Here is a 26,262-nt window from a genome sequence, read left to right as displayed (position 1 = left end):
AAATTGTTAATTAGGTTTCCATGTTTCTAAGGAGATATATTCATCCTTGAGAATATCGTAAACTTGAATGTTACCACTGGGATTCAAGACCCGGAATAAATAAATGGTGTCAACATGGTCTACATGATTTTCCACGACTCGCACTGTGTAGTAAGGTGCTTCGGGAGTTGGTAAACTATCAATTATTGTAGCAACACGGATCTTTCCCTTAGAAAGACGTTCAATTTCTCTATCTTTACGTTTGACTTGTGGTAACTTAGCTACTAAATCAACGGCAGCTTTTTCATCAATTACGCTCGAGGATTGAGCAATTTTAATTTTATAATTGCTATCAAAAACCTTGACTTTTGCTGCGTAATTGATCCCCATTTGAGCATGAATTATCGGACTTTGAGCCATAGCTGAATGTCCTGCTATTGCAATTAAAGATGAAATAATTAAAGAACTACAGGCCAATCGTTGCATGACACTACTTGCTAGCATTTTGGTTTGCTCGAAATGAGAACTCGTTATAAATTAAGCATATCGAGACAGGAATCAAAATGTCATCTGCATGGGGATCGTTTTGCTCGTCTGTTGAGATCATCAAAATATGCTAAACCGTTGATATTTCTGTGCTGCTATAGTCAACGGTTTAATGTTTTTGCTGTTTCATCAATTCTTATTGTAGGAATTACGGTTTTTCCTACAGTTGAAAGCATCTATTTACGCCAGATTCATCCACCAAAAAATATGCAGATCTAAAAAAGTCACTCCTCATACTCTGCATTTAGTAGTTTATTTTCTACCTTTCCACTACTTCACGCAGTAATTGCGCTAATTTATCAGCACTGTCGGGAATTGCGATCGCTTTTGCTTTCTCTCCCATCTTGGCTAGTTCGCTAGGTGAGTGCAATAATTCTAAAACCTGATTCTGCAATATCTCAGCAGTTAACTCTGACTGCGGGAATGCTAAGGCTGCACCTACTTTGGTAAATACCTTGGCATTGTAGGTTTGATGGTCTTCGGCTGCAAAGGGGTAAGGAATCAAAATCGCTGGCGTACCACACACCGCCAATTCTGTTAAGCTACCTGCACCAGAACGACTTATGGCTAAATTTGCCCGTCGCAACAACGCCGCCATATTATCGTAAAACGGCAAGGCGATATATTGGGGATGCTGGAGACTATCTGCTTCGGGATCTTTATCTCCTGTTAAATGCACTACATAAGCGCCAGCTGCAAACCAAGCGGGTGCAGATTGACGGACTAACTGATTAATTGCGACTGCGCCTTGACTACCACCAAAGACAACAATTAAGGGAACACCATCAGGAATGGGTAAATCTAGTGATACATTGATTCCTGAATCGAGGAATTGCGATCGCACTGGAGTCCCAACATAAACATTTTTAGCACGGGGCAAATACTGGGCAGCTACATCAAAACCTACAGCCATAGCATCACACCAAGGGCCGAAAAAGCGTGTTACCTTACCAGGTAAAGCGTTAGATTCGTGGAAAACTACAGGTATTCCTAGAGAACGCGCCGCAATCACGGCGGGGCCTGCTATATAACCTCCCGTGGTAAACAATCCCTGAAATTTACCTTGTTTGAGGATGCGTCTCACATCCAGAATGGAACCAATGAGTTTACCTAAAATGCGAAGAGACGAAATGCTAAAACCTTGCTGAAACCCTTCAACTGCAATAGTATGCAAAGGATAATGTCTGGGTACAAGCTGAGTTTCTAAACGATTGGGGACACCCAACCATTCAATTTCATATTCTGGAAGTTTTTGGGCCAGTGCGATCGCGGGAAACAAATGTCCACCAGTCCCACTGGCTGCTATTAATAACCTAATCGGTGCTTCTTCTACCATCAAAACCCTACCGTTTAGCGCTTAGTTTAACTAAGATAAAACAATTTCCTCACCTTCTCTAGTGAAATCAGTAAATTCTTGCCAATGACTAAGATTATTACTTTATTACTGAAACGCCGTTGCAAATTCCCTACCAGCATCGGGCTAATTTTATCTTTAGTGACCCTGGGGATCGTCAGTACTTGGCAATGTACTCAAGCTAGTACACCAAGAAACTCACAACTTTCTAGGAAATCAACATCTGAGCGTGTAGCTGCTAGAAAATACGCACAAAACGCACCTTCCGAAGTAACAAATTTGTTGACACAAATTGATACAGCTGCTACCCAAGGTGATATTAAAAAGGTCATCGAATTCTACAGCCCTAATTTTACTCATGGCGATGGTTTAAATCGCCAAACTCTAGAAAAAGCCTTAGTTGACCTCTGGAAACGATATCCCAAATTAAGATACAGTACCCAGCTGCAATCTTGGCAATCACAAGGCAATGGTATTGTGGCTGAAACCGTCACTAATATAACTGGTTTACCTTCGGCTAACAGTAATAATTTAAGTTTCAACGCCACAATTAGATCGCGTCAGCGAATCGCAGGTGCAAAAATCATCCGTCAAGATATTTTGTCGGAACGTACCCTGCTAACTTCAGGTAGCAAGCCACCTCAAGTTGATGTTAAGTTACCACAACAAGTCCAAGTTGGACAGCAATATAATTTTGATGCGATCGTTCAAGAACCCTTAGGCGATGAATTCCTTTTAGGTACAGCTATAGAAGAACCTATTAAAGCAGAAAAATATCTCAACCCCACACCCGTAGATTTAGAATTACTCACATCTGGCGGACTTTTTAAAGTCGGACGCGCACCCTCAACCCCTGGTAGCCAATGGCTTTCTGCTGTCATCCTCCGCGGAGATGGAATGACGATGGTGACACAGCGGTTACAAGTTGTGAAAAAGTAAATGGGCATGGGGCATGGGGCATTGGGCATTGATAATGGGTAATGGGTAATGGGTAATAATAATTTCCCTTTTTTTCCTTTTCCCCAATCCCCAGTCCCTAATCCCCAGTCCCCAGTCCCCAGTCCCTAGTCCCCAGTCCCCATTACCCCTTATCCCCAGAGGGGGCCCCGAGTTCCCCAATCCCCCATTAGTCAATTGTTCCGAATTATTGGACAATTAACACTGGACTCTTGACTCTTGACTAACAATGATTTCCCTGCAAAATCAAATTATTCTGATCACTGGCGCAAGTAGTGGGATTGGTACTGCTTGTGCCAAAGTTTTTGCTGGTGCGGGTGCAAGGTTGATTTTAGCGGCACGAAGGCTGGAACGGTTACAGGAGTTAGCTGCTAACCTCCGTGAAGAATTTGGTACTGAAACTCATTTGTTACAACTAGATGTGCGCGATCGCCTGGCGGTGGAATCTGCTATTTCTATTCTCCCGGCTGCTTGGTCTGAGATTGATATCCTGATAAATAATGCGGGACTGAGTCGCGGTTTAGACAAGTTGCATGAAGGCAGCTTTACAGATTGGGAAGAAATGATTGATACCAATATCAAGGGCTTACTTTACCTTACCCGTTATGTTGTGCCGGGGATGGTAAAACGCGATCGCGGTCATGTGGTAAATATAGGTTCGATAGCTGGGCATCAAACCTACCCCAATGGCAATGTTTATTGTGGAACGAAAGCGGCTGTCAGAGCAATTTCCGAAGGTTTAAAACAAGATTTGTTAGGTACTCCTGTGCGGGTGACTTCTGTCGATCCCGGGATGGTAGAAACAGAATTTAGCGATGTGCGGTTTCATGGCGATAGCGATCGCGCCAAAAAGGTGTATCAGGGAGTTCAACCCCTAACTCCAGAAGATGTGGCTGATGTAGTATTTTTCTGCACTACGCGATCGCCTCATGTGAATATCAATGAAGTGGTACTCATGCCTGTTGATCAAGCTAGTGCCACCTTGGTTAATCGCCGCAGTTAAAATAAAGACATCAGCACAAAGTTGAGCTTTGTCAAGCTATGCAGAACATTGCCAATACTGAAGAAGTACTTGTACTAGAGGATGGACAAGCCGCACCCACTGGTACAAGTACTCCACCACGCCAACCTATGTGGGATGACACTTTTAAATACATTGCTAATCCTGATCGCTTCTGTCGTCAGAATTTAGCAGAGTACGGCCCCATATTTACCACCAGTGTTTTTGGTCGCACTACTATCATGGTGGGCAAATCCTCAGCTATTCAAATGGCATTTAATGGGGATTTAAAATATACAGAAATTGCCTTGCCAGCTACCACAATGGATATGTTTGGCGAGTATAGTCTGTTTCAGCGTCCAGATTTACATCGTCAGCGGAAAAATGCCCTAGCTCCCGGTTTGACTGGTCGTGTACTTGATGGTTACACACCCCAGATTAATGAAATAATTGTGCGTGGTTTGCAGAATTGGGTCGCGCCTGGTCAAATCGCAATTTATCCCACAGTAGAGAAAATTTGTTTTGATGTCCTGACACCTCTACTATTAGGAATCACTTTAGAAGATTCCGACCCTGGCACATTCCAAGGATTACCCATCACCTCTAAAGCAGAGTTAAGAGCTTTGTACAAAACCTATTTTGATGGCTTCTATGGTTTATCTCGCTGGAAGTCTCCCTTCACAAAATACGGTAGAGGACTAGCAGCGCGTACCAAACTCATAGAATTTATGCGTGCTGTGGTGCGCCGACGGCGAGATCAAGAAAAAGTGAAGAACCCCACGACTGACTTCCTCGCGATGATGCTAGCCAGTCAGCAAGAAAATCCTGATGGGGTATTCAGTGATGAGTTAATTGAAAATCAATGTCTATTAGAGCTATGGGCTTCGTTGTACCAAATTTCTGCTTTGGTATCTTCGCTGATGTACCAAATTGCTCGCCATCCGCAGGTGCTTGCAAAGCTGCAACAAGAGCAAGCTAGTCTTGGGGGTGGAAATAGACAGATCAATAGGTTCTCTTCTGAACATTTAAAGCAGATGGTATTTTTAGAAGCGACAATTAAAGAATCCTTACGGACTCTACCTCCCAGTTCTACTGCCAGCCGCCTACTCACCAAATCTGTAGTCATCGATGGAATTTTGTATAATAAAGGTTGCGTGATTATGGCAGAACCACGGATTGCACATATCATGCCAGAATACTTTCATCAGCCTGATGTATTTGCTCCAGAGCGTTTTCTGTCAGAAAGGGGCGAGGGCAAGATGTATGAATTTATTCCCTTTGGTGGTGGCGTTCATGCTTGCTTGGGCGCACAAATGGCGATCGCAATTACTAAAGTTTTTGTGTCTCATGTGCTACGGATGTTTACCTGGGAATCCACAGACGAAGCTCAGTTTGTGGAGTTTCCTCTGAAAAAACTGAAAGATAATTACCAAATCCAGATTTCTCACCGAAATTAGGTACATTTGAATTTTTCAATCGCAGATGTCTTTGACCTGCGATTTTTTGATGCTCAATAGTTATAACTCATAATCATTTTTTGAGTATTTCTCATGTTATTTTTTCAATTGTTATTAATTTTGGAAATCTATCTAATGATAGATGCAAAAATAACAATGTATTTATTATCTATCATAAGGATGATCTACCAGTTTGCAATCTATTAAAATAAATCGATTGAGGCTAAGATGGTGACATAGAAGCTTAAAAGCTTCAAAGCGCTGGTTTTTAGCGTTTTCAAATGCAAGGTAAAAATTGACAAATATCATTAGTAAAAATTCAGAGCAATTCTCAAATCTATGGGAATTAGATTTAATTTGTGAAAAATATCAGTGTAGCGTGCGTTAGTTGCAAGCCATAACACACGAGAATTGTTGTCGCAATGAAAAAATTCCACAACTAAACATAAAAATATCTCTTCCCCTGTGCCTTTTTCCCAATTTTCAAGCCATGAGGAAGAATTTTGATATTTATTCCCTAGTTATCTAAGCTATTCTGCTTTTAAGTTGCACAATCAATCGTGAAGGCTGTCAACAGTTAACAACCCTTTTTAGTAGTTACGCAATTTAAACACACATTAACTTACCTCATGTAGTTGCAACCTGCAGGTTCAATATTTTGTCTGTGATTTTCGTAACAAAAAAAATTAATATGGGCTTTTTACATCTGCTTGTAATCTATTGATCAGAAAGGTATTCATAGACAGATAAATTTATGTTTTCATGGCGATCAGGGATATTTTTGTGAATACATAAACTAAAAATTCAAGAAGTCAGAGCTAGACTCAATCGAGATCAACCCTTAAAAATTCCATCTGAAAAATATTGCCAAATCACAAATTTTCTCTACCCATTGTCATGGTGACTTTTGGCGATCGCGGATATCAAACTATTGAGTACAATATGCAAAATGACCATCTCTTCGCATTACCGGCTCTTGCACAGGTTATCGATCCCCATCCTTTAACCGTTACACCTGATACTACTGTGATGGATGCGATCGCTTTTATGAGTCAGGCGCGAGGTAGGAGTTGTAGTTTAGATGATGCAAAGTCCACATCTACACTGAGTTCTTCCAGTTCGGGAATCAATAGCTATGTGTTGGTGACAGAAGCAGCAAATATAAAAGGTATATTTACTGAGCGAGACGTAGTTAGGCTCATTGCGATGGGGGTAAACTTAGCAAACATTAAAGTTGGCGAAGTGATGACACAACAAGCCATCACCCTGCAATACAGCGATGCTTACAATGCGGCAATTCCCCTATCTCTGATGCGTCAGCATCAAATTCGCCATCTTCCAATTGTGGATGAGCAGGAAAAATTAATGGGGATTGTGACTCACAACAGCCTGCGTCAAGCTCTCCAACCTGCTAATTTGCTGAAATTGCGCCTAGTCAAGGAAGTAATGCTGACTCAGGTAATTCATGCGCCTCATACCGCCTCTGTACTGGATTTAGCTCAATTGATGAGCCAGCATCGGGTTAGCTGTATCGTCATTGTCGAACCTCAAGCAGCAGGCGACTCGGAATTACTTTACCCCAAAGGCATCGTGAGCGAGCGAGATATTGTGCAATTTCGGGCATTAAATCTGGATTTAGCCCATACCCAAGCTTTAACAGTCATGAGTACGCCTCTATTTACTGTCAAGCCAGAGGATTCAATGTGGGCTGCTTATCAACAGATGCAGCAGCGCTATATCCGCAGATTAGTAGTAACTGGCGATCGCGGCGAACTGTTGGGAATTGTCACTCAAAGCAGTTTTCTCAATGCAGTCGATCCCTTAGAAGTGTCGAGTGTGATTGTCACATTACAACAGCAGATTGCCGAAAAAAGAAGTGAACTGGGCTATGTCAATCAGCAATTGCACCAGCAAATACTAGAACGTCAGCAGTTGGAAGTAGAACTGCAACAGAGTAACGAGCGTTTAAAACTAGCGTTAGAGGCGGCTCAAGCTGGTTCTTGGGATTGGGATATGGTGAAGAATGAGACTATTTGGACACCTTACCATGAGATTATCTTTGGCTATCAACCAGGAACCCCAAAACGCAGTTACCAAGATTGGGCGAATCGAGTTCACCCTGAAGATTTGCTACAAGTTCAGGCTTGTATGCAAAAAGCGATCGCCAATCGACAAAGTTATATATGTGAATATCGGATAATTCTCCCGGATAATCAGATTCGCTGGGTGAATGCTCGTGGGAGTTTTTATTACAATCAGCATGGGCAAGCGATACGCCTGGTAGGGGTAGTAGATGACATCACCGAGCGTAAATTAGCAGAATCAGCCCTCCGTCAAGCCCGTGAGGAATTAGAAGTCCGTGTAGCACAGCGAACTGCTGAACTAAATCAGGAAAAACAAGCATTTCGAGCGCTAGCAGACAATGCACCCGATATTATTGTCAGATTTGATTCTCATTTCCGCCATATTTACGTCAATCGAGCCATTGAAGCTGAAACAGGCTTACCTGCTCATGAGTTTATCGGTAAAACCAACGAAGAGTTAGGAATGCCAGCAGATCAATTAATTGTATGGAACGCAACTCTCACACAAGTATTTACCACAGGTCAGCCAGCAGAAATAGAATTTGAATTTCCCAGTCACAATGGTGTGAAATATTACCAAAGCCGCTGTGTCCCAGAATTTGACCAAAATGGCACTGTTGCATCAGTACTCACAATCACGCGCAATATTACCAAGTATAAGCAAGCAGAACTTGCCTTGCGCCAAAGTGAAGCCAAATATCGCTGCATCGTGGAAACTGCCATAGAAGGTGTATGGGCTGTAGATGCTGAGGGGAAAACAACTTTAGTTAATCAACAAATGGCCTCGATGTTGGGCTATACCATCGAGGAAATGCAGGGAAAGTCGCTATTTGAATTTATGGACGAGCAAGGACAAGCGATCGCCTTACAATATTGGCAACGTCGGCAACCAGGCATTAGAGAACGGCACGACTTTAAATTTTGCGATCGCAATGGTTGTAATGTCTGGGCGATTGTCTCAGGAACTCCCATCTTTGATGAAAATGGTGAATATATCGGTGGTTTAGGCATGATTACCGATATTACAGAGCGCAAACAAGCAGAAGAGAAAATGCGCGAACAAGCAGCTTTAATTGATATTGCTACAGATGCGATTTTTGTCACCAATCTGCACAACAAAATCTTATTTTGGAGCTTAGGATCTGAGCGCTTATATGGCTTTACTACCGCCGAAGCTATAGAGAAGACAGCCCAAAAGTTATTTAACGATGATGCATCTCAACTCGCAACTGCAATGAACACTACTTTAGAGAAAGGCTGCTGGCGGGGAGAATTGGAGCAACTTACCAAAGCAGGTACAAAAATTATCGTTGAGAGTCGTTGGACTCTGGTGCAGGAAGAATCAGGACAGCCAAAATCAATCCTGATTGTCAACACTGATATTACAGAAAAGAAGAGTTTAGAAAAGCAATTTTTACGCGCCCAACGTTTGGAAAGCTTGGGAACTTTAGCTAGCGGTATTGCCCATGATCTCAACAATATCTTTACACCTATTTTGGCAATTTCTCAACTTTTACCATTAAGAATCCAAGTAGTTGATAGCAAAACCCAAGAATTAGTGGAAGTATTGACCAAAAGTGCTAAACGTGGCAGCGACTTAGTTAAACAAATACTCATGTTTTCCAGAGAAACAGAAGGCAAACCCATCTGTTTACAAATTGGACATTTGCTTTTTGAAGTAGCAAAAGTTATTACACAGACATTTCCTAAATCTATTGAAATTACCACCAACATCCCTGTGATAACCCTATGGATGGTGAAAGGCTATCCCACCCAAATACATCAGATTTTGATGAATCTCTGTGTCAATGCACGTGATGCTATGCCCGATGGTGGAACTCTTGATCTATCTGCTGAAAATCAGTTTATTGATGAAATTTATACCCGAATGGATCTGAATGCTCAGGTGGGAAATTATGTCGTGATTACCATTTCAGATACAGGTACAGGCATTCCCCCAGAATTAATGGATCGGATTTTTGACCCTTTTTTTACCACCAAAGAACCTGGTAAAGGCACAGGATTAGGGCTTTCTACCGTCATGAGTATTGTCAAAAATAGTGGTGGTTTTGTACAAGTATTCAGCCAGGAAAGTAAAGGTACAAAATTTAAAGTTTACTTACCAGCTATAGAAGAAACGAGAGATGAGCAAGTATCAGCGGCGACAATACCAACAGGAAACCAAGAACTAGTGATGATTGTCGATGATGAGGTCATGGTACAATTAGCCACCAAAACATCTCTAGAACAAGCTAATTATAGAACCTTGATTGCTAACGATGGTATTGAGGCGATCGCGATTTACGCCCAGCATCAGCAGGAAATTAATGTAGTGTTGATCGATATCATGATGCCGAGTTTAGATGGATTGACAGCTATCCATACCCTCAAGCAATTAAATCCTCAACTCAAAATCATCGTTACTAGTGGGTTACCTACTCACAGTCGGAAAGCCTTAGCAGCTGGTGCGCGAGAGTTTTTAGCCAAACCCTACACCGCCGCAGATTTATTAACTACTTTATCTCAGCTAATAAATATTGATTAAAATTATCGAGAGGAAACCATGAGTACTAATCAAAAAATTGCCGTCATCACAGGTGGAAATCGCGGTTTAGGATTGGAAGTCTCCCGCGAATTAGCTAAACAAGGATATCAAGTAATTCTCACTAGCCGCAATCAAGAAAAAGGTAATACTGCAGCTACAAAATTAACAAATGAGGGATTAGATGTAATTTATCATCCGCTAGATATTACTAGCAATGAAAGCGCCCATCAATTAGGGGAATTTATAAATAAAGAATTTGGAAAAGTTGATGCCTTGGTAAATAATGCCGGCATCTATATTGATTCCGAAGCTAGTGGCAATAATTTGAGTATTTTTCACACCAAAATTGACACAATACAACAAACAATCGACACAAATATTTACGGTGCGATCCGAGTTACCCAAGCTTTACTTCCGTTAATGAAGAACCAGAATTACGGCAGAATTGTCAATGTTTCTTCCGGAATGGGACAACTCAGTAGCATGGGGGGAGGCTCTCCAGCATACCGTATTTCTAAAACCGCATTGAATGCCGTTACGCGAATTTTTGCTAGCGAATTACAAGGAACAAATATTTTAGTAAATTCAGTCTGTCCAGGTTGGGTGAAAACTGATATGGGTGGTGTGAATGCACCCAGAACCCTAGAGCAAGGCGCAGATACAATTGTCTGGCTAGCCACGCTTCCTGATCATAGCCCTACAGGTGGATTCTTCCGCGATCGCCAACCAATAGACTGGTAAGCTAAAACCCATCTCCATTGCCATAATCATTTCATAGGCTGTTGACGCTCAACAGTCAACAGTCATCTGTGAAAAGATTAAAATCAATGTGCTGGGCTATCTCAGCTATATTGAGATATCTGGAGTTTTTTATCCTGTGCTTACCGAATTACCAACGATCAACGCTCTCAAACAACCTACTAGTTCAGCTTGGGTAGAACAAGCGATCGCTAACTTAGATATTATCTTGCTCGACCATTCCCACTGCGAACGCAAAGCTGCGGGAGTGGCGTTAAATTTTATGTTTCGCTACCCTTCCAATGCGAAAATGGTCAGAGAATTAACTGCGATCGCTCGTGAAGAACTAGAACACTTTGAACTTGTCAACCAGTGGCTAGAACGCCGCAATATTCCCCTTGCACCCTTACCCCCACCTCCCTACGGCGCAGGTTTAAAAGCGCAAGTTCGTCCCCAAGAACCCGATAGATTTTTAGATTCTCTACTCGTCACCGGATTAATTGAAGCACGCAGTCACGAACGTTTAGGATTATTAGCTACCCACTGTCCTGAGCCAGAGTTAGCAAAATTTTACCGTGGTTTGATGGCATCAGAAGCCCGTCACTTCGGTACTTACTGGGTTTTAGCAGATACTTATTTTGAGCGAGCAATTGTCAGGCAACGGCTCGATGAACTAGCATTTGTTGAAAGTGAATTGCTAGCAAATTTACACCCAGAACCTAGAATTCATAGTTAATCCATTGACGTGCATCAATTATGAAACTTCAGTTAACACATCTCAGACTGCTCGTTTCCAATTACAAAGACACTTTTTTGTTTTACCGGGATTTATTGGGTTTGAATTTGGATTGGGGTGATGAAGAAAGCGGATATGCTGAATTTAGTACCGGATCTATTCAACTAGCTATATTTAAAAAAGAGTTAATGGCTCAAGTCATCCCTAGTATGGATCAGCCTTCATCCTTTGCTAGCCAGGATAAAACATCCTTAATTTTTGCGGTTGATAACGTCGATGAAGTGTATCAAAAACTCAAAGAGCATAATGGCATCTTAATGGCTCCACCTACAGACCGTCCAGAATGGGGAATCCGCACAGCTCATTTTCGCGATCCTGATGGTAATTTAATTGAAATTTACACCAACCTGGGTATTGTCATTTAAAAATTTCCCGCCAGCTACTAACCAGTGTCTGAACCACAGCAAAACCCGACTCAGATTATCTGCATATCATCAATTTATAGCTAAGAAATTGATTATTAGTTTTTCAGATTTTCATGCTTTTAAATCTGAAACACTTTACTAATTTTGGAGGAATTTGATACAGACATTTTCATGACTACATCAACTATTTGAAAACTATATAGCGCTCCTATTTCAGTTGTGAAAAATATCGGTTTTGGCTGTTGACTGTTGACAGTCAGCAGTCAACAGTCAACAGTTAACAACCCTGCAGATCAGATTTCACAAATCATTTAGGATTGCTATAGTTAGATATTTCTCTATGAGAAAGCTTTTATAGAGTCTATGATCATAGAGTGAAATTACCAAAGAAATACGGCAAGCTACACCCTCACGCATGGCAAACGCAGTGGCTTTTAAGATAGACAATGCCGAACTTAGACGCGTTTTAATTCAAGCTATAGGCTACGATCGTATATGTGAGCAATTACAGGCGCAAGCACTAAATTCTTGGCAGGAATAAACCTGACTTCGCATTGATGCTGATGTTGATGTCGAACCGATGCATTGATTAAAAATGACTTGCCCTAGCACTAGCAAAATTTATACATTAAGAGTACCGCCTGAGATCAACTCTGCCAGAGTAGCTATAGGTTGGGTAAATTGGGATATAGATCCAGAAAAATTTTCTGTGCAAACTTGACTCTCTTTTTGCTCCCGTTCAAAATTATAATTATTGAAAATTTTACGATGAGAGATTATTACCGAGACTTTTTGATTCGTAACTGGGAGCAGAGCGATCGCACAAGCACTGCCGCAGTCATCAGTTATGTATTATCAGAATACGGTTTGGGCTGGGAACCAAACGGTGCTGACCGAGATGTGGTAAAAGTCGAAGAATGCTACTTAGCCGCAGGCGGTGAGTTTTGGGTAATTGAACACCAAGGTCACCTCGTAGGAACAGGGGCATATTACCCCGTAAATCGGGGTGAAAAAGCCGTAGAAATCAGGAAAATGTATCTTTTACCCAGTATTAGAGGTATAGGGCTAGGGAAATATTTATTACAACAACTAGAAGCTGCGATCTCCGCCCGTGGTTTTCAGGAAATTTGGATTGAAACCGCCAGTGTTTTAGTAGAAGCCGTCAAACTCTATGAAAGCAACGGCTATCAACCCGCAACCGGAGTAGAAACCCCAAGGTGCGATCGCGTTTATGTGAAATATCTCAATCAGCCATTACTAGGGGACTGGGAACTGGGGATTAAGTGACGGGATGAGGGAGGCTAGCTATTTATTTACTAGCGGTAACATCTGTAAAACTGTAATTCTCAAATCAGGAAACTCTAAGGGCGAAATAGTCTCATCTTCTGACAAAATCTGTTCGCTTTGGTAGCCATCGTCTGTTGGTTCCCGAAAAATGTGTAATTGGCGATTAACCACATCTAACACCCAATAATCACGAATTCCCGCTTTTGAATAGGATTTACCTTTAATTTCACAGTCTAGTTTCAGGCTGCTATCTGCCACTTCAATAATTAAGTAAATCTCAGATGGAGTAGGATGATGATCTGCATAGTCCAATGGATCTATTTTGACGACCGCAATATCTGGTTCAGGCTCAGACTTTTCATTTAACTTTACTGGGTCTTGAATAGCTACCCAAGCCCGATTTCCTAACCAATTTTTCAGCAAATAATCTGTTCTCCCCACAGCCGAACGATGGGCTGTTCCTTTGGCACTCATCCAGATAATCTTTCCTTCTAGGAGTTCCACACGTTCATCTACACCAAAAATCCCAGCCTCAGCCATCCGGTGGTATTCCTCAACTGTCCACAGGCGAAGCGGTAACGTCGTTTCTGTGTTTTGCATAGTTTGTTGAGCAAATTTGAGAATTGGGAGATTTTAGTATCGTAACTTGAAAAAGGAAATGGTAATGGGTAATGGGTAATTGGGGACAAACCCCCAACACCAAAGTTAATTTGTGCCAGATTAATGTCAGTTAAATTCTGATATTGAAAGGACAAGCTAGCTGTGATTTATGCTAGAAGCGCATTGAAAGGCTTACTCAGCCTTTTTCTCCAATCCCATTGCCCATTGTGTCAACGCAGTACATCTCGTCAAGTGTGTGAATACTGTGAAAGACAATTGCAGCAATGTCGCCTAGAAGACCCTAATAAGTTCTGGCAACAACCTATACCCGTATTTAGCTGGGGAATTTATGGTGGTTCACTCAAAAGAGCGATCGCTGTGATGAAATATGAAAATCAACCACAAATTTCTCAGCCGTTGGGTCAATGGCTAGGTGAGACATGGTTATTAAATTCACCAATACGTCATCAAAAGCTGACTGTTGTTCCCATCCCACTCCACCCCAGCAAACAAAAAAAGCGAGGCTATAACCAAGCAGCACTCATAGCACAAAGCTTTTGCCAAACAACTGGGTTAAAATTCAAACTAAATGGTCTAGAAAGAGTTAGAGAAACTAAAGCACAATTTGGTTTATCGGTATCTGAGCGAGAACAAAACTTAGCAGCAGCTTTTGCTGTTGGTAAGGAACTTCGCCGCAGTCCTCCAACTTTCCCAGTGTTGTTAGTAGACGATATCTACACTACAGGTGCTACCGCCGCTGCAGCGGTACAAACACTTAGCCAGTGTGGAATCACGGTTTCAGGGTTAGTAGCACTTGCTACTGCTATAAAAAATCCATAACTTAACAACTCATGGAAAAGTAATTCAACTAAACTCTATATTTGACCAAATCACCCTATTGTTTGGGAATTTTGCTTTCAATGAAAAGTCAAGGCTTTGCAGTAAGTTTGCCACGATTAATTATCTTTCCTGCCACCTTATTGGCAATGAGCATCTGTACAACTGCCGCTTTTGCTCAAAATAAGTTATATAGTCCAATTCCTTTAACTACAACTAGTTCTGAATTTTCCGATACACTTTCAGATAAAGATATTCCCACAGGTCAGGGCGGATACGCTCGTGATTACTCTGTGAAGTTAACTAAAGGTGATAATTTAGCCGTTGATCTATCATCCGATAACTTTGACAGCATTATTACCCTGCTTTCACCTAATGGTACTACCCTAGCAGAAAATGATGATGGCCCTGATGGCACCAGTAATTCCCTATTATTTACTCGTATTGCAGAGACAGGAAATTATATAATTCGCGTTCGCTCTTTCGGGGAAACTGGTGTTGGTAACTTTAAACTCAAGGTGACGAAGTTGCAGCCAATTAAATAAATGGGCATGGGGCATGGGGCATTGGGCATTGGCATTGATAATGGGTAATGGGTAATTGGTATTGTCTACCTCATCCCCCTCGTCCCCAATCCCCATTACCCCTTATCCCCAGAGGGGGCCCCTCCCCAATCCCCAATCCCCAGTCCCCAGTCCCTCATTAAAAAACCGTCAGCGCACAGAGAAACAGGGCTTCAGTCCATTCCACGACTGCGCCGTAGGTATCGCCTGTGTGTCCGCCTAATTTGTGGTTAAACCAAGCACCGGTTATAGTGGCGATCGCACCCCCGGCGATTACCATTGCTATTGCTAAAATTTTCTGCTGGCTATCTATTAAAAAAAGTAAACCACTTAAAGCCATCAGTAACAAAAGCCCTGGTAATACGTCTTGATAAGATTGAATGGCTTGTTTGTGAATTGCGCCTTTACCAGTAGGTTTGAGGTAAGGATAACAAGCGATCGCTAGCTGTTGTCCCCAGCGTCCCCAACCACAAGTTGCCATCAATATCAGCCAACGATGGGTTTCTACCTCTGTTAACGCTGTTGTTTTTAGCAGTAATATGGCGATCGCTGCCATTGCTCCAAATGCACCTGTAGCGCTATCTGCCATCACTTCTAGTCGTCTTTTTGGGTCGCCTACCGCCAATCCGTCAGCAGTATCCATTGCCCCATCTAAATGCAATCCTCCAGTAATGCCAATCCCTAAGCTAATTACTAAAGCACTACGAGTTAATATTGGTATACCCAGATAACTCATTCCTGTATCACATAACCCTAAAATTCCCCCAATCAACACCCCTACTAGCAAAGCAAAACGTGCTACTTTATCGAATTCCAATCCATTCACATATGGTAATGGAATAGTAGTATAAAATATCACGCTAGATAGTAGATTTAGCAACAGCTTTTTCCACCACGGAGGCTGATTTGTCATATAATTTACTTTCTTGAAAAGCTATTTGTGGAATACCGCTTTCTATTACTGCACAGCCTGTAGAAAAACAGATTAAAGCTTTCTATAAGTTTTCTTTGATCTAGCGATTCATCCACAAAATTTTGTTATGCTAGTTTCAGTAACAACCACTAATTATTAGTAGTTTTATATACTGAAAATAAAATTATTAGGCAATATTTCCTCAGACACACTTTTGTCTTGTATCCTTGAACTAATAACTTCATCAAGGTTATTAGACGATTGCCGAAGAAAGTTGATATTTTTTTAAATGTAGGGGTATACAGGGAGCTTATTAACTTAAACTATTGTGCTTCTGTTGCACCTCACCTTCGCTCATTCCCTATTTTTTTATGAGTCATCATCTACCCGACACAAGAATACCAGCTCCGTGCATTATTAACACGGGAATTATTGTAAATAAGCTCGACATCAAGCGATTGTTGGCTGATTTAGGTCGAGTCCACTACATCTACACCCACGAAGGTCAATTACAGAGCGAGGGTGATGGCGATGTAATGGAAGTATTTGCCAATCCTCAAAGGTCTACTTTAGTCGCAAACCAAGCGCTTTATTTGAATGTTTATAGTTTTGATTATTTAGAACTAAAACAATCCCCGCAACAAGAAACCTACTTTGATTTAATCCAAGAAGGTATGTGTTTGCGGTTAATTCCCCTTTCTACACCTCTACAAGAGCGTAGAGAGAGAAGCTTGAATGTCAGCGCCATCGAAGCCATGATGGATCAAGTACTCTCAGCCAGATGGGATGCAGAAATTGATGACGATACTTCTGATTCGTTTTAATTAGCCCTAAATGAGAAAGGGTACTTAAGCTAGGACTAGATACTAGTATTTTTGATTCAGCACTCAGGATTCAGCAATTTTTCTCGCTATTGCTCATAAAATTGCATATCTAGCACCCAAGAAAAAGGGGCTAATACTGCAGGAAAGTAGAAAGATTTATATATCATCAAGGCTTGTGCCTGTTGGAAATGCTAGCTTGATTTCCACCACACTGTACTAAGCGCGATTAGCTAATACAGCCGATTAAAAATTTTCTCCCAGAGGCTACGCCAACTCTTGGTACAAATGATTTTTGGAGCATAACAATTGTTGTGCCTCCGTTGTGTACTCAATTCATTTGAGAAACAGATGATTGCTGACTCAGTATTTAGCCATCACCATATTTTTAAGTCAGTCGTCGATCAGGAATTGCGCCCATGAACAGGCGATAAAAATTAATATTCTTTTATTCCTGAGTTCGCTATAAAGTTATACCATTTTGAAAAAATAATGCAACAGGTTGTAGGAACACGTCACTGCCTTGCCCTCTAGAATATATTGAGGTGTTGCAAACATTATTTGATTTGGTATTAGTATTTTTATGTTTGCCAAAATATTTAGCGAAATAAAGTTACTTTTACCTTGAGTGCCAATTTTTCTTTTCAATGTCTTGCTTGCTGTAGCCAGACAAAAGCTAGGGCGGGAGTCTTTTTCACTCCTCATGGCCCTGTAGAAACCCCAAGATTTATGCCTGTGGGGACGCTAGCTAATGTCAAAACTGTCACGCCAGCCCAACTCAGGGATACTGGCGCGCAAATGGTTTTGTCTAATACTTATCATCTGCACCTCCAACCAGGTGAAGCAATTGTGGCAGGTGGTGGTGGACTGCATAAATTTATGGGTTGGAATGGGCCGATGCTCACTGATTCTGGTGGGTTTCAGGTCTTTAGTTTGAGTGAGATGCGAAAAATTACGGAAGAAGGCGTAACTTTTCGTTCTCCCCATGATGGGCAGATTATTAAATTAACACCAGAACGCTCGATAGAGATTCAAAATACTCTAGGGGCGGATGTAATTATGGCGTTTGATGAATGTCCCCCCTACCCAGCAACTCGCCAGGAAGTAGAAGCTGCAACTGAGCGTACTTATCGCTGGTTGGAACGCTGCATAGTGGCTCATAAACGTAGCGATCAGGCGCTATTTGGGATTGTGCAGGGGGGTGTATATTTAGATTTGCGATCGCAAGCTGCTGTCGCTTTAGCAAAGTTGAATTTACCAGGATATGCAATTGGGGGCGTGAGTGTAGGAGAACCTCCAGAACTGATGGCACAGATTGTACAAACAACTGCACCATTGTTACCACCCGAAAAGCCACGTTACTTGATGGGTGTAGGGACTTATAAAGAAATGGCGATCGCGATCGCTTCTGGTGTAGATTTATTTGACTGCGTCATTCCTACCCGTTGGGCTAGACATGGTACAGCCATCGTCCAAGGCGAACGCTGGAATTTGAAAAACGCTAAATTCCGCGAAGATTTTACCCCATTAGACGAAACTTGTCCTTGCTACGCTTGCCAAAATTTTAGCCGTGCCTACATCTCCCATCTAGTGCGATCGCAAGAAATCTTAGCCTACACCTTGCTAAGTATTCACAACATCACAGAGCTGATTCGCTTTACCCAACGCATCCGCGAAGCCATATTAAGCGATCGCTTTGAGAGTGAGTTTGGACACTGGCTGGAGTGAGGGGAATGGGTAATGGGTAATGGGTAATGGGTAATGGGTAATGGGGAATGGGGAATGGGGAATGGGGAATGGGTAATGGGTAATGGGTAATGGGTAATGGGTAATGGGGTAAAAGCCTAATGACCAACGACAAATGACAAATGACAAATGACAAATGACAAATGACAAACCCCAAATGACTAATGACCAAACCATGTTAAGATACCTATCAATTATGAAATGCTGTGTTGGATAGGTGGATATAAACAAATATGGAAGCAGCACTGTTGTTAGCAAAATTACCAGAAGCTTACCAAATTTTTGATCCTTTGGTGGATGTTCTCCCAGTCATTCCCGTTTTCTTCTTGTTACTTGCTTTCGTCTGGCAAGCAGCAGTCGGATTTAGGTAAGTTAATTAATTTAAAATTGCTGGGACAGGTACAAAAAACCTGTCCTATTTTTTGGTATCAGATTGTTTACTCAAATTGATATTTCTTAATATTTTGTAATAAATTAATATACACTTAAATTAGTATATCAATCCTAGTCAACAAACGGGCAAAAGCCACGCTGAAAGTTAGTAAGGTATCAGTTATGGGTAATATAAAATTCGTTAAAGAAGATAAGGAAGTAGTGGCTGCGGATGGTGCTAATCTTCGGCTAAAAGCAATGCAAAATGGTATAGATATCTATACATTGTTTGGAAAAATGACTAATTGCGGCGGCTATGGTCAATGTGGTACTTGCATAGTCGAGATTACTGAAGGAATAGACAACCTTTCTCCGCGCACAGATGTAGAAAACCGCAAATTGAAGAAAAAGCCCGCAAATTACCGCCTGGCTTGCCAAACTTTAGTAAATGGGCCTGTAAGTGTAGTTACAAAGCCTTAGTTTTGTAGGCTATTTCTGGTTGGTTTCAGGGTTGCAAAAGCAGAAAATTTCCATAAACTCTGTCATTGATGATGCTATTCTAATGTTGTTGACTGGAAATCTAAGAGAGGCTTTCTTGCCATGCAAGTGAATGACCTGGGGTTCGTAGCGAGCATTCTGTTCGTACTAGTTCCCTCTGTATTTTTGCTGATTCTGTACATCCAAACAGCTAGCCGCGAAGGTAAAAAAGATAGTTAATACGTTTTTTATAAAATAAAGAACCCCTGCACCTATGGTGTAGGGGTTTTTGTTTATCAACCGCTAAATCTATTGTGACCTTAACTAGTGGTTCGTGCCAACAACACAGGACAAGTAGCGTTAACGCGAACATAGTCAGACAAAGATGAGCCGATGAGTCTATCTATATCGACAAAACTCTTAGCTACCGATGGACGGCGATCTGGAGATCCAAGTAATAATAAATCTATGTTCAACTTGTCTGCCAAGCTGCAAATTTCTTCACCTGGTTTACCATTACTAATGAAACTACGAGCTTTAATTCCATATTTTTCAGCCTCTGCAACTGCTGCACCCAAAACTGAATTTTTCTCTGGAGTAATTTCGCTTGCTTCAGATGATTTACCACGTAAATCTGTATTAACATTAGCTAAAAATAACTGACCTCCGGGGATATCTCGCAGCAGGAACAAAGCCAAACTTAAACAATGTTTTGCAGACTCAGAGTTATCTATAGCCACCATGACGCGGTTAATTCTCTTGACATAAATGTCATCTTTTACCAGCAGCATGGGGCGAGACGACAGTTGAAATACATACTGGCTCACGGAGTTAGATAAAATCGATTGCAACCGCTTGAGTCCCCGTGAACCCATGATAATTAAGTCAGCGTCTATTTCATCAGCCACCTTGCAAACTACATCTTTGGGATCGCCTTGGCGCAAGATGGAAGAAACCTGACTCGGATCTAAGTTCAAAGACTGAATAGCATTAGCTAGAATCTTGCCACCTTCTTCCCACTTCTCTGTCATTTCAGAAGCGGCGGATTTAGCATTAACTACGTGCAAAACTGTAACTTTTGCACTTTGAATTGATGGCACTTCTTTCAAAGCCTTGAGCATCTCTTCTGCGTGCCCCAATCCAGATACAGCCAGCAAAATTTTTTCTATCATCTTACGTCTTGTTGTTAAGGTTGCTTAGGTTTCTGCTCGTAGTAATTTGGATTAGCTAGATTTTCATCACAGCCTTGAAAATCTAGTCAATTTTCTGCTCTCATCAAATCACTAAAATGAATTCTCATTCAAGGACAAGTTCAGCTTTTAAACAAGCTTTTAGAAGCTTGAATTCACTAGTTGTAGATAAGCAGAAAAAACAGCTTTTTTCTTTGCTTAACCCCGTAAATTTAGCTATAGGAATGAGAAACTAAGAACTCGTAATCAGCACTACTCAAAGTCAAGCACTGTCAATAATCTACACCGTCATTTTTGCGGTATTTAGACTTATGGACTGGATTACTAAAGATTGAGATATTTATTTGCGCTCCGTTACTTAAGTTCTTAAATAGTCTCTAATGATTAAGCATACTCTCAATTTAGCCTGTCAAACTTAATAAAATATGATGGTATTTATTATTTTTAACCTATGTTCATCTTTGTTCATTAAAAGCAATTTAAATAATGTAAACAAATTAAATAAAAGACAAGTATATTACATTGAATTTATTATATATTCACTATTTTTCAATAAAATTTAAGAATAATTAAGCTGCTTTAGTTGTCTCATAAAGCTTTATAGAGTAGCACTATAACCTGATTTTACGAGAATCGTCGAATTTATCAAGATTTAAATGCTTAAATCACAATTAGATAAAGTTATATTTTTATAAATTATTTGTACTTGCTTTATTCAGAAATTGCTATGGCAATTAGCCAAAATTTTCCAATAGGGTATTTTACCCATTACCCAATCCCCCGATCGCTTAATAATTTTTGAATAACAGCAATCAGTTGCTTGAGTTTAATTGGTTTAGTAATGTATAAATCGGCTCCAGCCTGCAAACATCTTTCTTCATCGCCAGGCATGGCTAAGGCGGTAATGGCGATAATTGGGATCTGAGCTAATTGCAGATCGGAGCGAATGCGTGATATCGCTTCTAATCCATCCATTTCTGGCATCTGGATATCCATCAAGATCACATCTGGATGCTGAGTGCTGGCCATAGTAATTGCTTCTTGGCCATTAACAGCCCACAACCAATGATAGCCCCGACCTTCTAAATAGCTAGAAATGCTGAGGGCATTGACTTCTTGATCCTCTACCAGCAAAATTAAAGCCTTTGAGGTTGGTTTATCTGGGGATGCTAGGGGAATAGTCAATTGGTTCAAGCTTGGGGTTGCGGCTGGAGAATGTTTTTGATTCAGAGTCGCTTGTAGTGATGGGTTAGCTGTAGATTCAGATTCAAGTAATGATTGAGCGATCGCTGACGGCTCAATTACGCGGTAGGGTAAATAAACAGTAAAACAGCTTCCTACTCCTAATTCACTGGTGACAGCGATGGAACCTTGATGCAATTGCACTAAACGACGCACCAGGGATAAACCTAAGCCTGTACCAGGGTGCAGGCGATTTAATCGACTATCAATTTGGGTGAAGGGTTGGAAGAGTTTGGAGATATTTTCTTGAGCAATGCCAATCCCGGTATCAATCACCGAAAAGCAAAGTAAAATTTTGTTGTCTGACTGTTCCTGTCTCACAGTCAGCTTTACACTGCCACCATTGGGAGTGAATTTGACAGCATTGCTGAGTAAATTAATCAAAACTTGGCGAATTCGTAATTCATCAACCACAATGTCCGCCAAATCCGAGGGTGCTTCAATTGAGAGTTGAATATTTTTAGATATCGCTTGTTGTTGGACAAAAGACAAACTAGATTTACAAATATAGGCGATCGCTACTGGAGCGAGTTGCAATTCTAATTTGCCAGATTCGACTTTTGCTAAATCGAGAATGTCGTTAATCAGTGCTAATAAATGTTGACCGCTACGTTCAATACTATCAATCGCGGCTTTTTGGCTATCGTTGAGGGCACCCATAATTTCATCTTGTAACCCTTGGGACATCCCTAAAATCGCATTCAAAGGCGTTCGCAATTCATGACTCATGTTTGCGAGAAACTCATCTTTGAGTCGAGTAGCCCGATAAAGTTCAGCATTAGTTAGTGTTAAGCGCTCGTTTACCTGTTGCAATTTTTCTTCGGCTTGTTTGTGCGCTGTGATATCGGTTAATGTGCCAATATAGCCAATTACAGCACCATCGGAATTAGTTTCGGCTACTGCTTGAACATAAAACCAGACCTCGCTACCATCTGGCCGTACCATTTTACCTTCATTATGGTAGAGTCCTTCTGCAGTAACAGCCCATTGCGACCATTCAGTTAGTAGGAGGTCGCTGTGTTGCTGGTACAAGATTTTCGTCCATTCCATCCCTAAGGCTGCTTCCCTAGGCCTACCTGTGAGATCGCTCCAGCGATCGTTAACATAAAAACAATTACCAGCCACATCGAACCGCAAAATTGCGACGGGGACGGCGGCGGTTAGGGTGGAATAACGACGTTCGCTGTCTTTTAAGGCTATTTCTGCCTGCTTCAGGTCGGTAATGTCATCGTTAATACCAATAACTCTGACTATTTCCTGTTGCTGATTGACTTGGATCATTCCATAAGCTTTGATGAACCTAATTTTCCCCCCTGGCTGCACGATGCGGAACTCAGTGTTATATTCATAACCATTTTCTAAAAATTGCTTAATTAATCTCAGCTTTTGTACCCGATCATCTGGATGCAGACAGCTGACCCAAGCATTGAAATTACCGGAAAAATTGCTAGGGTTGACACCGTAAATTTCAAACATCCGGTCATCCCAAATTAATTTATCCTCGGGAAGATTATATTCCCAGATGCCAAAACCTCCTGATTGTATGGCCATAGTCAGCCGCTCAGACAGATTTCGCAGTTGTTCTTCGGCTTGTTTGCGCTCAGTAATATCTAGCGAAGTGCCTATTAGCTTCACTACCTCACCGCTTTCATTGCAGACGGCTTCTCCACGTGCTTGTAAGTAACGCAGGCTACCATTAGGACAGTAAAGGCAAAACTCAATACTATAGGGTTGTGCCTGCTCAATTGCCCTTTGCACTAGCAAATTATGGCGATCGCGATCATCTGGATGTATAAGCTGCTGCAATTCTGCGTAAGTGGGAGCGCCATCATCAGGATTACGTGCAAAATTCCGAAAAACTTCTTCTGACCAAGTAATTTCTCTAGTTTGGAGGTCAAATTCCCAACTACCTAGTCTTGCTATGCGCTGAACCATTCTCAGTTGGGTTTCGCTGTACCGCAATTGCTCCTCTATCTGCTTGCGATCAGTCATGTCTTGGGCAATACCAATAATTTGTTTTACTTGCCCATCTTCTCCACGCTGAAAAGGTGTGTCATGGCTAAGAAACCAGCGCCATCTGCCATAAATATCTCGCAGACGATACTCGAACACTCGTCGTTCGCCATCGCCAGCACTGCGTAAGCTTTGAAAATAAGCAGCCGCATTTGCCAAATCGTCAGGGTGCATGAGCTGAGTTAGGAAGGATGATCCCATTGTGGATATCTCTTCGGAAGAGTAGCCTAGAGTTTTGACGACTTCTCGATTGGAGTAAATACTACGTCTTTGTTCAAGGTCGTAGATGTAAAGTACATTGGGAATATTGTCGGTGATGCTTTGAATGAACTGCTGACTCTCTTGTAACTGTGCTGTGCGTTTTCGGACTCTGGATTCTAACTCTTGGTTCAACAACTGCAATTCTTGCTCCATATTTTTGCGATCGCTAATGTCGTTGGAGCAACCAATGAGGCGAATAATTTCACCCTGCTGATTCCGAACCACTGAAAGACGCAAACTCAGATATAGTAAAATTCCAGATTTTGAGCAACACTGCACTTCCACTTCATGATAATCTTTGACCAACAATGGTTCTAGTACCTTAGTTTGCAGTTCTCTAAGATCTGGGTAGATGATGCCGAGATGTTGCCCAAGTACTTCATGAGCTTTATAGCCAAAGTATTTTTCTGCACCGTTATTCCAGCTTTGAATAATGCAGTTTATATCTGTGCTAATCACCGCGTCATGTATTTGATCGAGGATTTGCGCTTGCAACTTTAATGTGGCTTCGCTACGTTTGCGATCGCTAATATCGCGGGCAATACATAAAAACGATTGCACTTTTCCTGCTGGATTCAGTTCCGGAACAATGCGAGTTTGGCACCAAGTTTCTGAGTGTGATATCGGAAAGGGATGTTCGATAATAGCTTCTGTGCGTGTAACAATAATGCGATTGAGAAGTTCACGCCATAGGGCAATTGTCTCACAATCAATTGCCAAATCTTCTAAAGTTTTGCCCAGCCAATTACTGCTAGCTTGGGGAACCATCTGCTCAATAGCGGGGTTGATATAGAGATAGCGCAAATCGCGATCGATGCGAAAAATGATATCGGAAGCAGACTCTACCAAGGCGCGAAATTCTGCAGCAACCCGTTGCCGTTGCTCTAATTCAGCTTGTACTTGTGCGTACAATTGAGCTTGCACCCGTTCATACATTTCCGATTGCTGGATCGCGATCGCTAGTTGTATGCTCAACTGACTCAATAAAGCGATTTCGGCATTTTGCCAATAACGCGGGCGATCGCATTGATGAGCTATCAGCAATCCCCATAGTTTGTGTTGGCTTGTGGATTCTTTGTCTGTATGATTGCTCTGCCCATTTCCTACTGCTAACAAAATGGGTACCACCAGGTTTGCTTTTATTTGAAAATTTTCTAACAGTTGCTGATGACATTGTGTTAAGCCAGCTTGAGTAATATCGGAGACAGCCCACAACCAACCTTGATCGTATTTGTTGGCACTACTTTGTTGAAAATAAGTCTCTTCAATCTCGGCATTTAAGCAGGCTGTCCACTGAGGCAGAACTGATTCATTTGTGACTATACCCGTCATACCAGGGCCAAACTTGTAGATCAAAGTACGATCTACCTGGAGCAGTTGACGCACTTCCTCAACTGTAGTTTGCAAGACATCCTGAAGCTGCAGAGATTGACGAATGCGAAGCGCAATACTATTAACTAAGCGTTGTTGTTCTTGTTGAAAAAAGAGTTGCCGTTTTAACTGTATCTGTTCTAAGGCTGTGCGGACTCCCTGGCAAAATAAATCGGCCGTTAAATGGCTTTTGATCCAATAGTCTTGGACACCCAATTTCATTGCTTCCACTGCGGCTGTGGCATTCTCGTTTCCTGTCAACATCACCACTGGTACCAAGGTATCGTTATAGCGCTGTTGCCATTCCCGCAGAAATACCATGCCGTCATCATCGGGTAGCTGATAATCTAGCACTACGAGATCGGGTAAGTTGCGATCGTACAATTCCAGTGCTTCACTAACTGATTCTGCTTCTATGACCTGATAATTGTAGCGAGTTTCTCTATTTAAATAGCGATGATAAATTACCCGATCATCTTGAACATCGTCCACAATCAAAATTTTGTAATCAAATTCAGCAACCATAGATAAATTCTTATATAGGCTGGCATATTGATCGGATATCGTGAATGTAAGGTATCGATTTTAGCTTGTTGAGATTGATTGTTCGATACTTTTTAGAGAATGCTCCACAAAAGTATCTACGCTATTTATCTAAATGAACATTTCGTTACAACGGAAGAAATATGCTTGTTAATATACAAAACAACCAGTTTATACAGAGAATCATTGAATCATTTGTCTTAGA

General features: G+C 41.5%; 23 protein-coding genes. 16 read left to right on the top strand and 7 right to left on the bottom strand.

The genetic code is table 11. The features are described 5' to 3' along the window. Positions 1–6 precede the first annotated feature (6 nt). Both HGR01_RS12735 and murG read right to left on the bottom strand, forming a co-directional pair. Entirely contained in the window at positions 7–483 is a 477-nt protein-coding gene (locus HGR01_RS12735; protein ID WP_228045466.1) for a hypothetical protein, read from the bottom strand. 301 nt (positions 484–784) lie between these two features. Then, positions 785–1,861, bottom strand: a complete 1,077-nt coding sequence (murG, locus tag HGR01_RS12730) for an undecaprenyldiphospho-muramoylpentapeptide beta-N-acetylglucosaminyltransferase (protein ID WP_045871612.1) — start codon at positions 1,859–1,861, stop codon at positions 785–787. Positions 1,862–1,945: 84 nt separating this feature from the next. Here murG and HGR01_RS12725 point away from each other — a divergent pair, with 84 nt between their 5' ends. The 9 genes from HGR01_RS12725 (at position 1,946) to HGR01_RS12685 (ending at position 13,108) form a co-directional block, all read left to right on the top strand. Continuing rightward, on the top strand, positions 1,946–2,818 hold the full coding sequence (locus HGR01_RS12725; RefSeq protein ID WP_045871613.1) for a hypothetical protein: 873 nt from the start codon (positions 1,946–1,948) through the stop codon (positions 2,816–2,818). Positions 2,819–3,065: 247 nt separating this feature from the next. Beyond that, positions 3,066–3,839, top strand: coding sequence for an SDR family oxidoreductase (locus HGR01_RS12720; protein ID WP_045871614.1), 774 nt, complete (start codon positions 3,066–3,068; stop codon positions 3,837–3,839). Positions 3,840–3,877: 38 nt separating this feature from the next. Then, positions 3,878–5,293, top strand: a complete 1,416-nt coding sequence (locus HGR01_RS12715) for a cytochrome P450 (protein ID WP_045871615.1) — start codon at positions 3,878–3,880, stop codon at positions 5,291–5,293. An 864-nt stretch (positions 5,294–6,157) separates the two neighbouring features. Continuing rightward, entirely contained in the window at positions 6,158–9,922 is a 3,765-nt protein-coding gene (locus HGR01_RS12710) for a PAS domain S-box protein (RefSeq protein WP_155539378.1), read from the top strand. Between the two features lie 18 nt (positions 9,923–9,940). Beyond that, positions 9,941–10,663, top strand: a complete 723-nt coding sequence (locus tag HGR01_RS12705; protein WP_045871616.1) for an SDR family oxidoreductase — start codon at positions 9,941–9,943, stop codon at positions 10,661–10,663. A gap of 136 nt (positions 10,664–10,799) precedes the next feature. Continuing rightward, on the top strand, positions 10,800–11,396 hold the full coding sequence (locus tag HGR01_RS12700; protein ID WP_045871781.1) for a tRNA-(ms[2]io[6]A)-hydroxylase: 597 nt from the start codon (positions 10,800–10,802) through the stop codon (positions 11,394–11,396). A gap of 20 nt (positions 11,397–11,416) precedes the next feature. After that, complete coding sequence (locus HGR01_RS12695) at positions 11,417–11,821, top strand: VOC family protein (protein WP_045871617.1); 405 nt, start codon at positions 11,417–11,419, stop codon at positions 11,819–11,821. Positions 11,822–12,236: 415 nt separating this feature from the next. Beyond that, a complete protein-coding gene (locus HGR01_RS12690) occupies positions 12,237–12,362 on the top strand; it encodes a hypothetical protein (protein WP_255325248.1) in 126 nt (41 codons plus the stop codon). 227 nt (positions 12,363–12,589) lie between these two features. Further along, positions 12,590–13,108, top strand: coding sequence for a GNAT family N-acetyltransferase (locus tag HGR01_RS12685; protein ID WP_045871618.1), 519 nt, complete (start codon positions 12,590–12,592; stop codon positions 13,106–13,108). Between the two features lie 18 nt (positions 13,109–13,126). Here the strand turns inward: HGR01_RS12685 and HGR01_RS12680 are convergent, their stop codons facing one another. After that, positions 13,127–13,708: a Uma2 family endonuclease gene (locus HGR01_RS12680; RefSeq protein WP_045871619.1), complete on the bottom strand. Its 582-nt coding sequence runs from the start codon at positions 13,706–13,708 to the stop codon at positions 13,127–13,129. Between the two features lie 162 nt (positions 13,709–13,870). Here HGR01_RS12680 and HGR01_RS12675 point away from each other — a divergent pair, with 162 nt between their 5' ends. Together HGR01_RS12675 and HGR01_RS12670 are read left to right on the top strand one after the other, a co-directional pair. After that, the gene (locus HGR01_RS12675) at positions 13,871–14,548 is read left to right on the top strand and encodes a ComF family protein (RefSeq protein WP_045871620.1); all 678 of its coding nucleotides are present in this window, start codon (positions 13,871–13,873) and stop codon (positions 14,546–14,548) included. Positions 14,549–14,628: 80 nt separating this feature from the next. Further along, positions 14,629–15,090, top strand: a complete 462-nt coding sequence (locus tag HGR01_RS12670; RefSeq protein WP_045871621.1) for a PPC domain-containing protein — start codon at positions 14,629–14,631, stop codon at positions 15,088–15,090. A 157-nt stretch (positions 15,091–15,247) separates the two neighbouring features. Here the strand turns inward: HGR01_RS12670 and cobS are convergent, their stop codons facing one another. Beyond that, the gene (gene cobS / locus HGR01_RS12665) at positions 15,248–16,021 is read right to left on the bottom strand and encodes an adenosylcobinamide-GDP ribazoletransferase (RefSeq protein ID WP_045871622.1); all 774 of its coding nucleotides are present in this window, start codon (positions 16,019–16,021) and stop codon (positions 15,248–15,250) included. A gap of 371 nt (positions 16,022–16,392) precedes the next feature. Between cobS and HGR01_RS12660 the strand changes: the two genes are divergently transcribed. After that, a complete protein-coding gene (locus HGR01_RS12660; RefSeq protein ID WP_045871623.1) occupies positions 16,393–16,845 on the top strand; it encodes a hypothetical protein in 453 nt (150 codons plus the stop codon). Between the two features lie 621 nt (positions 16,846–17,466). Next, positions 17,467–18,570: a tRNA guanosine(34) transglycosylase Tgt gene (tgt, locus tag HGR01_RS12655; protein ID WP_045871624.1), complete on the top strand. Its 1,104-nt coding sequence runs from the start codon at positions 17,467–17,469 to the stop codon at positions 18,568–18,570. Here tgt and HGR01_RS12650 read toward each other — a convergent pair. Beyond that, the gene (locus HGR01_RS12650) at positions 18,526–18,765 is read right to left on the bottom strand and encodes a hypothetical protein (RefSeq protein ID WP_155539380.1); all 240 of its coding nucleotides are present in this window, start codon (positions 18,763–18,765) and stop codon (positions 18,526–18,528) included. The two genes, tgt and HGR01_RS12650, sit on opposite strands and share 45 nt — an antisense overlap. Before the next feature lie 56 nt (positions 18,766–18,821). On the opposite strand from HGR01_RS12650, the gene HGR01_RS12645 reads away from it, so the two are divergent. From HGR01_RS12645 to psbM, 3 genes are all read left to right on the top strand, one after another. Further along, the gene (locus HGR01_RS12645; protein ID WP_006195022.1) at positions 18,822–18,959 is read left to right on the top strand and encodes a photosystem II reaction center protein K; all 138 of its coding nucleotides are present in this window, start codon (positions 18,822–18,824) and stop codon (positions 18,957–18,959) included. A gap of 184 nt (positions 18,960–19,143) precedes the next feature. Further along, positions 19,144–19,440 carry a 2Fe-2S iron-sulfur cluster-binding protein gene (locus HGR01_RS12640; RefSeq protein WP_045871625.1) on the top strand — a complete coding sequence of 99 codons (297 nt, stop codon included), beginning with the start codon at positions 19,144–19,146 and terminating at the stop codon, positions 19,438–19,440. Between the two features lie 120 nt (positions 19,441–19,560). Then, entirely contained in the window at positions 19,561–19,677 is a 117-nt protein-coding gene (gene psbM / locus HGR01_RS12635; RefSeq protein ID WP_015113622.1) for a photosystem II reaction center protein PsbM, read from the top strand. Positions 19,678–19,757: 80 nt separating this feature from the next. Here psbM and HGR01_RS12630 read toward each other — a convergent pair whose 3' ends face one another. Beyond that, positions 19,758–20,609 (bottom strand): universal stress protein, encoded by an 852-nt coding sequence (locus tag HGR01_RS12630; RefSeq protein ID WP_045871626.1) that lies wholly within the window; start codon positions 20,607–20,609, stop codon positions 19,758–19,760. Between the two features lie 786 nt (positions 20,610–21,395). After that, on the bottom strand, positions 21,396–26,039 hold the full coding sequence (locus HGR01_RS12625; protein WP_052335264.1) for a PAS domain S-box protein: 4,644 nt from the start codon (positions 26,037–26,039) through the stop codon (positions 21,396–21,398). Positions 26,040–26,262 lie beyond the last annotated feature (223 nt).

Origin of the sequence: Tolypothrix sp. PCC 7712 (genome assembly GCF_025860405.1) — a bacterium.
GTDB classification, from domain to species: Bacteria; Cyanobacteriota; Cyanobacteriia; order Cyanobacteriales; family Nostocaceae; genus Aulosira; species Aulosira diplosiphon.
This window is presented reverse-complemented; position numbering and strand designations above follow the sequence as displayed.

Bases quoted from the DNA above. Each gene is read 5' to 3' on its own strand.
- HGR01_RS12735 (WP_228045466.1), bottom strand. From the start codon at position 483: ATGCTAGCAAGTAGTGTCATGCAACGATTGGCCTGTAGTTCTTTAATT.
- murG (WP_045871612.1), bottom strand. From the start codon at position 1,861: ATGGTAGAAGAAGCACCGATTAGGTTATTAATAGCAGCCAGTGGGACT.
- HGR01_RS12725 (WP_045871613.1), top strand. From the start codon at position 1,946: ATGACTAAGATTATTACTTTATTACTGAAACGCCGTTGCAAATTCCCT.
- HGR01_RS12720 (WP_045871614.1), top strand. From the start codon at position 3,066: ATGATTTCCCTGCAAAATCAAATTATTCTGATCACTGGCGCAAGTAGT.
- HGR01_RS12715 (WP_045871615.1), top strand. From the start codon at position 3,878: ATGCAGAACATTGCCAATACTGAAGAAGTACTTGTACTAGAGGATGGA.
- HGR01_RS12705 (WP_045871616.1), top strand. From the start codon at position 9,941: ATGAGTACTAATCAAAAAATTGCCGTCATCACAGGTGGAAATCGCGGT.
- HGR01_RS12695 (WP_045871617.1), top strand. From the start codon at position 11,417: ATGAAACTTCAGTTAACACATCTCAGACTGCTCGTTTCCAATTACAAA.
- HGR01_RS12690 (WP_255325248.1), top strand. From the start codon at position 12,237: ATGGCAAACGCAGTGGCTTTTAAGATAGACAATGCCGAACTTAGACGC.
- HGR01_RS12685 (WP_045871618.1), top strand. From the start codon at position 12,590: ATGAGAGATTATTACCGAGACTTTTTGATTCGTAACTGGGAGCAGAGC.
- HGR01_RS12680 (WP_045871619.1), bottom strand. From the start codon at position 13,708: ATGCAAAACACAGAAACGACGTTACCGCTTCGCCTGTGGACAGTTGAG.
- HGR01_RS12670 (WP_045871621.1), top strand. From the start codon at position 14,629: ATGAAAAGTCAAGGCTTTGCAGTAAGTTTGCCACGATTAATTATCTTT.
- cobS (WP_045871622.1), bottom strand. From the start codon at position 16,021: ATGACAAATCAGCCTCCGTGGTGGAAAAAGCTGTTGCTAAATCTACTA.
- HGR01_RS12660 (WP_045871623.1), top strand. From the start codon at position 16,393: ATGAGTCATCATCTACCCGACACAAGAATACCAGCTCCGTGCATTATT.
- HGR01_RS12650 (WP_155539380.1), bottom strand. From the start codon at position 18,765: ATGGTTTGGTCATTAGTCATTTGGGGTTTGTCATTTGTCATTTGTCAT.
- HGR01_RS12645 (WP_006195022.1), top strand. From the start codon at position 18,822: ATGGAAGCAGCACTGTTGTTAGCAAAATTACCAGAAGCTTACCAAATT.
- HGR01_RS12640 (WP_045871625.1), top strand. From the start codon at position 19,144: ATGGGTAATATAAAATTCGTTAAAGAAGATAAGGAAGTAGTGGCTGCG.
- psbM (WP_015113622.1), top strand. From the start codon at position 19,561: ATGCAAGTGAATGACCTGGGGTTCGTAGCGAGCATTCTGTTCGTACTA.
- HGR01_RS12630 (WP_045871626.1), bottom strand. From the start codon at position 20,609: ATGATAGAAAAAATTTTGCTGGCTGTATCTGGATTGGGGCACGCAGAA.
- HGR01_RS12625 (WP_052335264.1), bottom strand. From the start codon at position 26,039: ATGGTTGCTGAATTTGATTACAAAATTTTGATTGTGGACGATGTTCAA.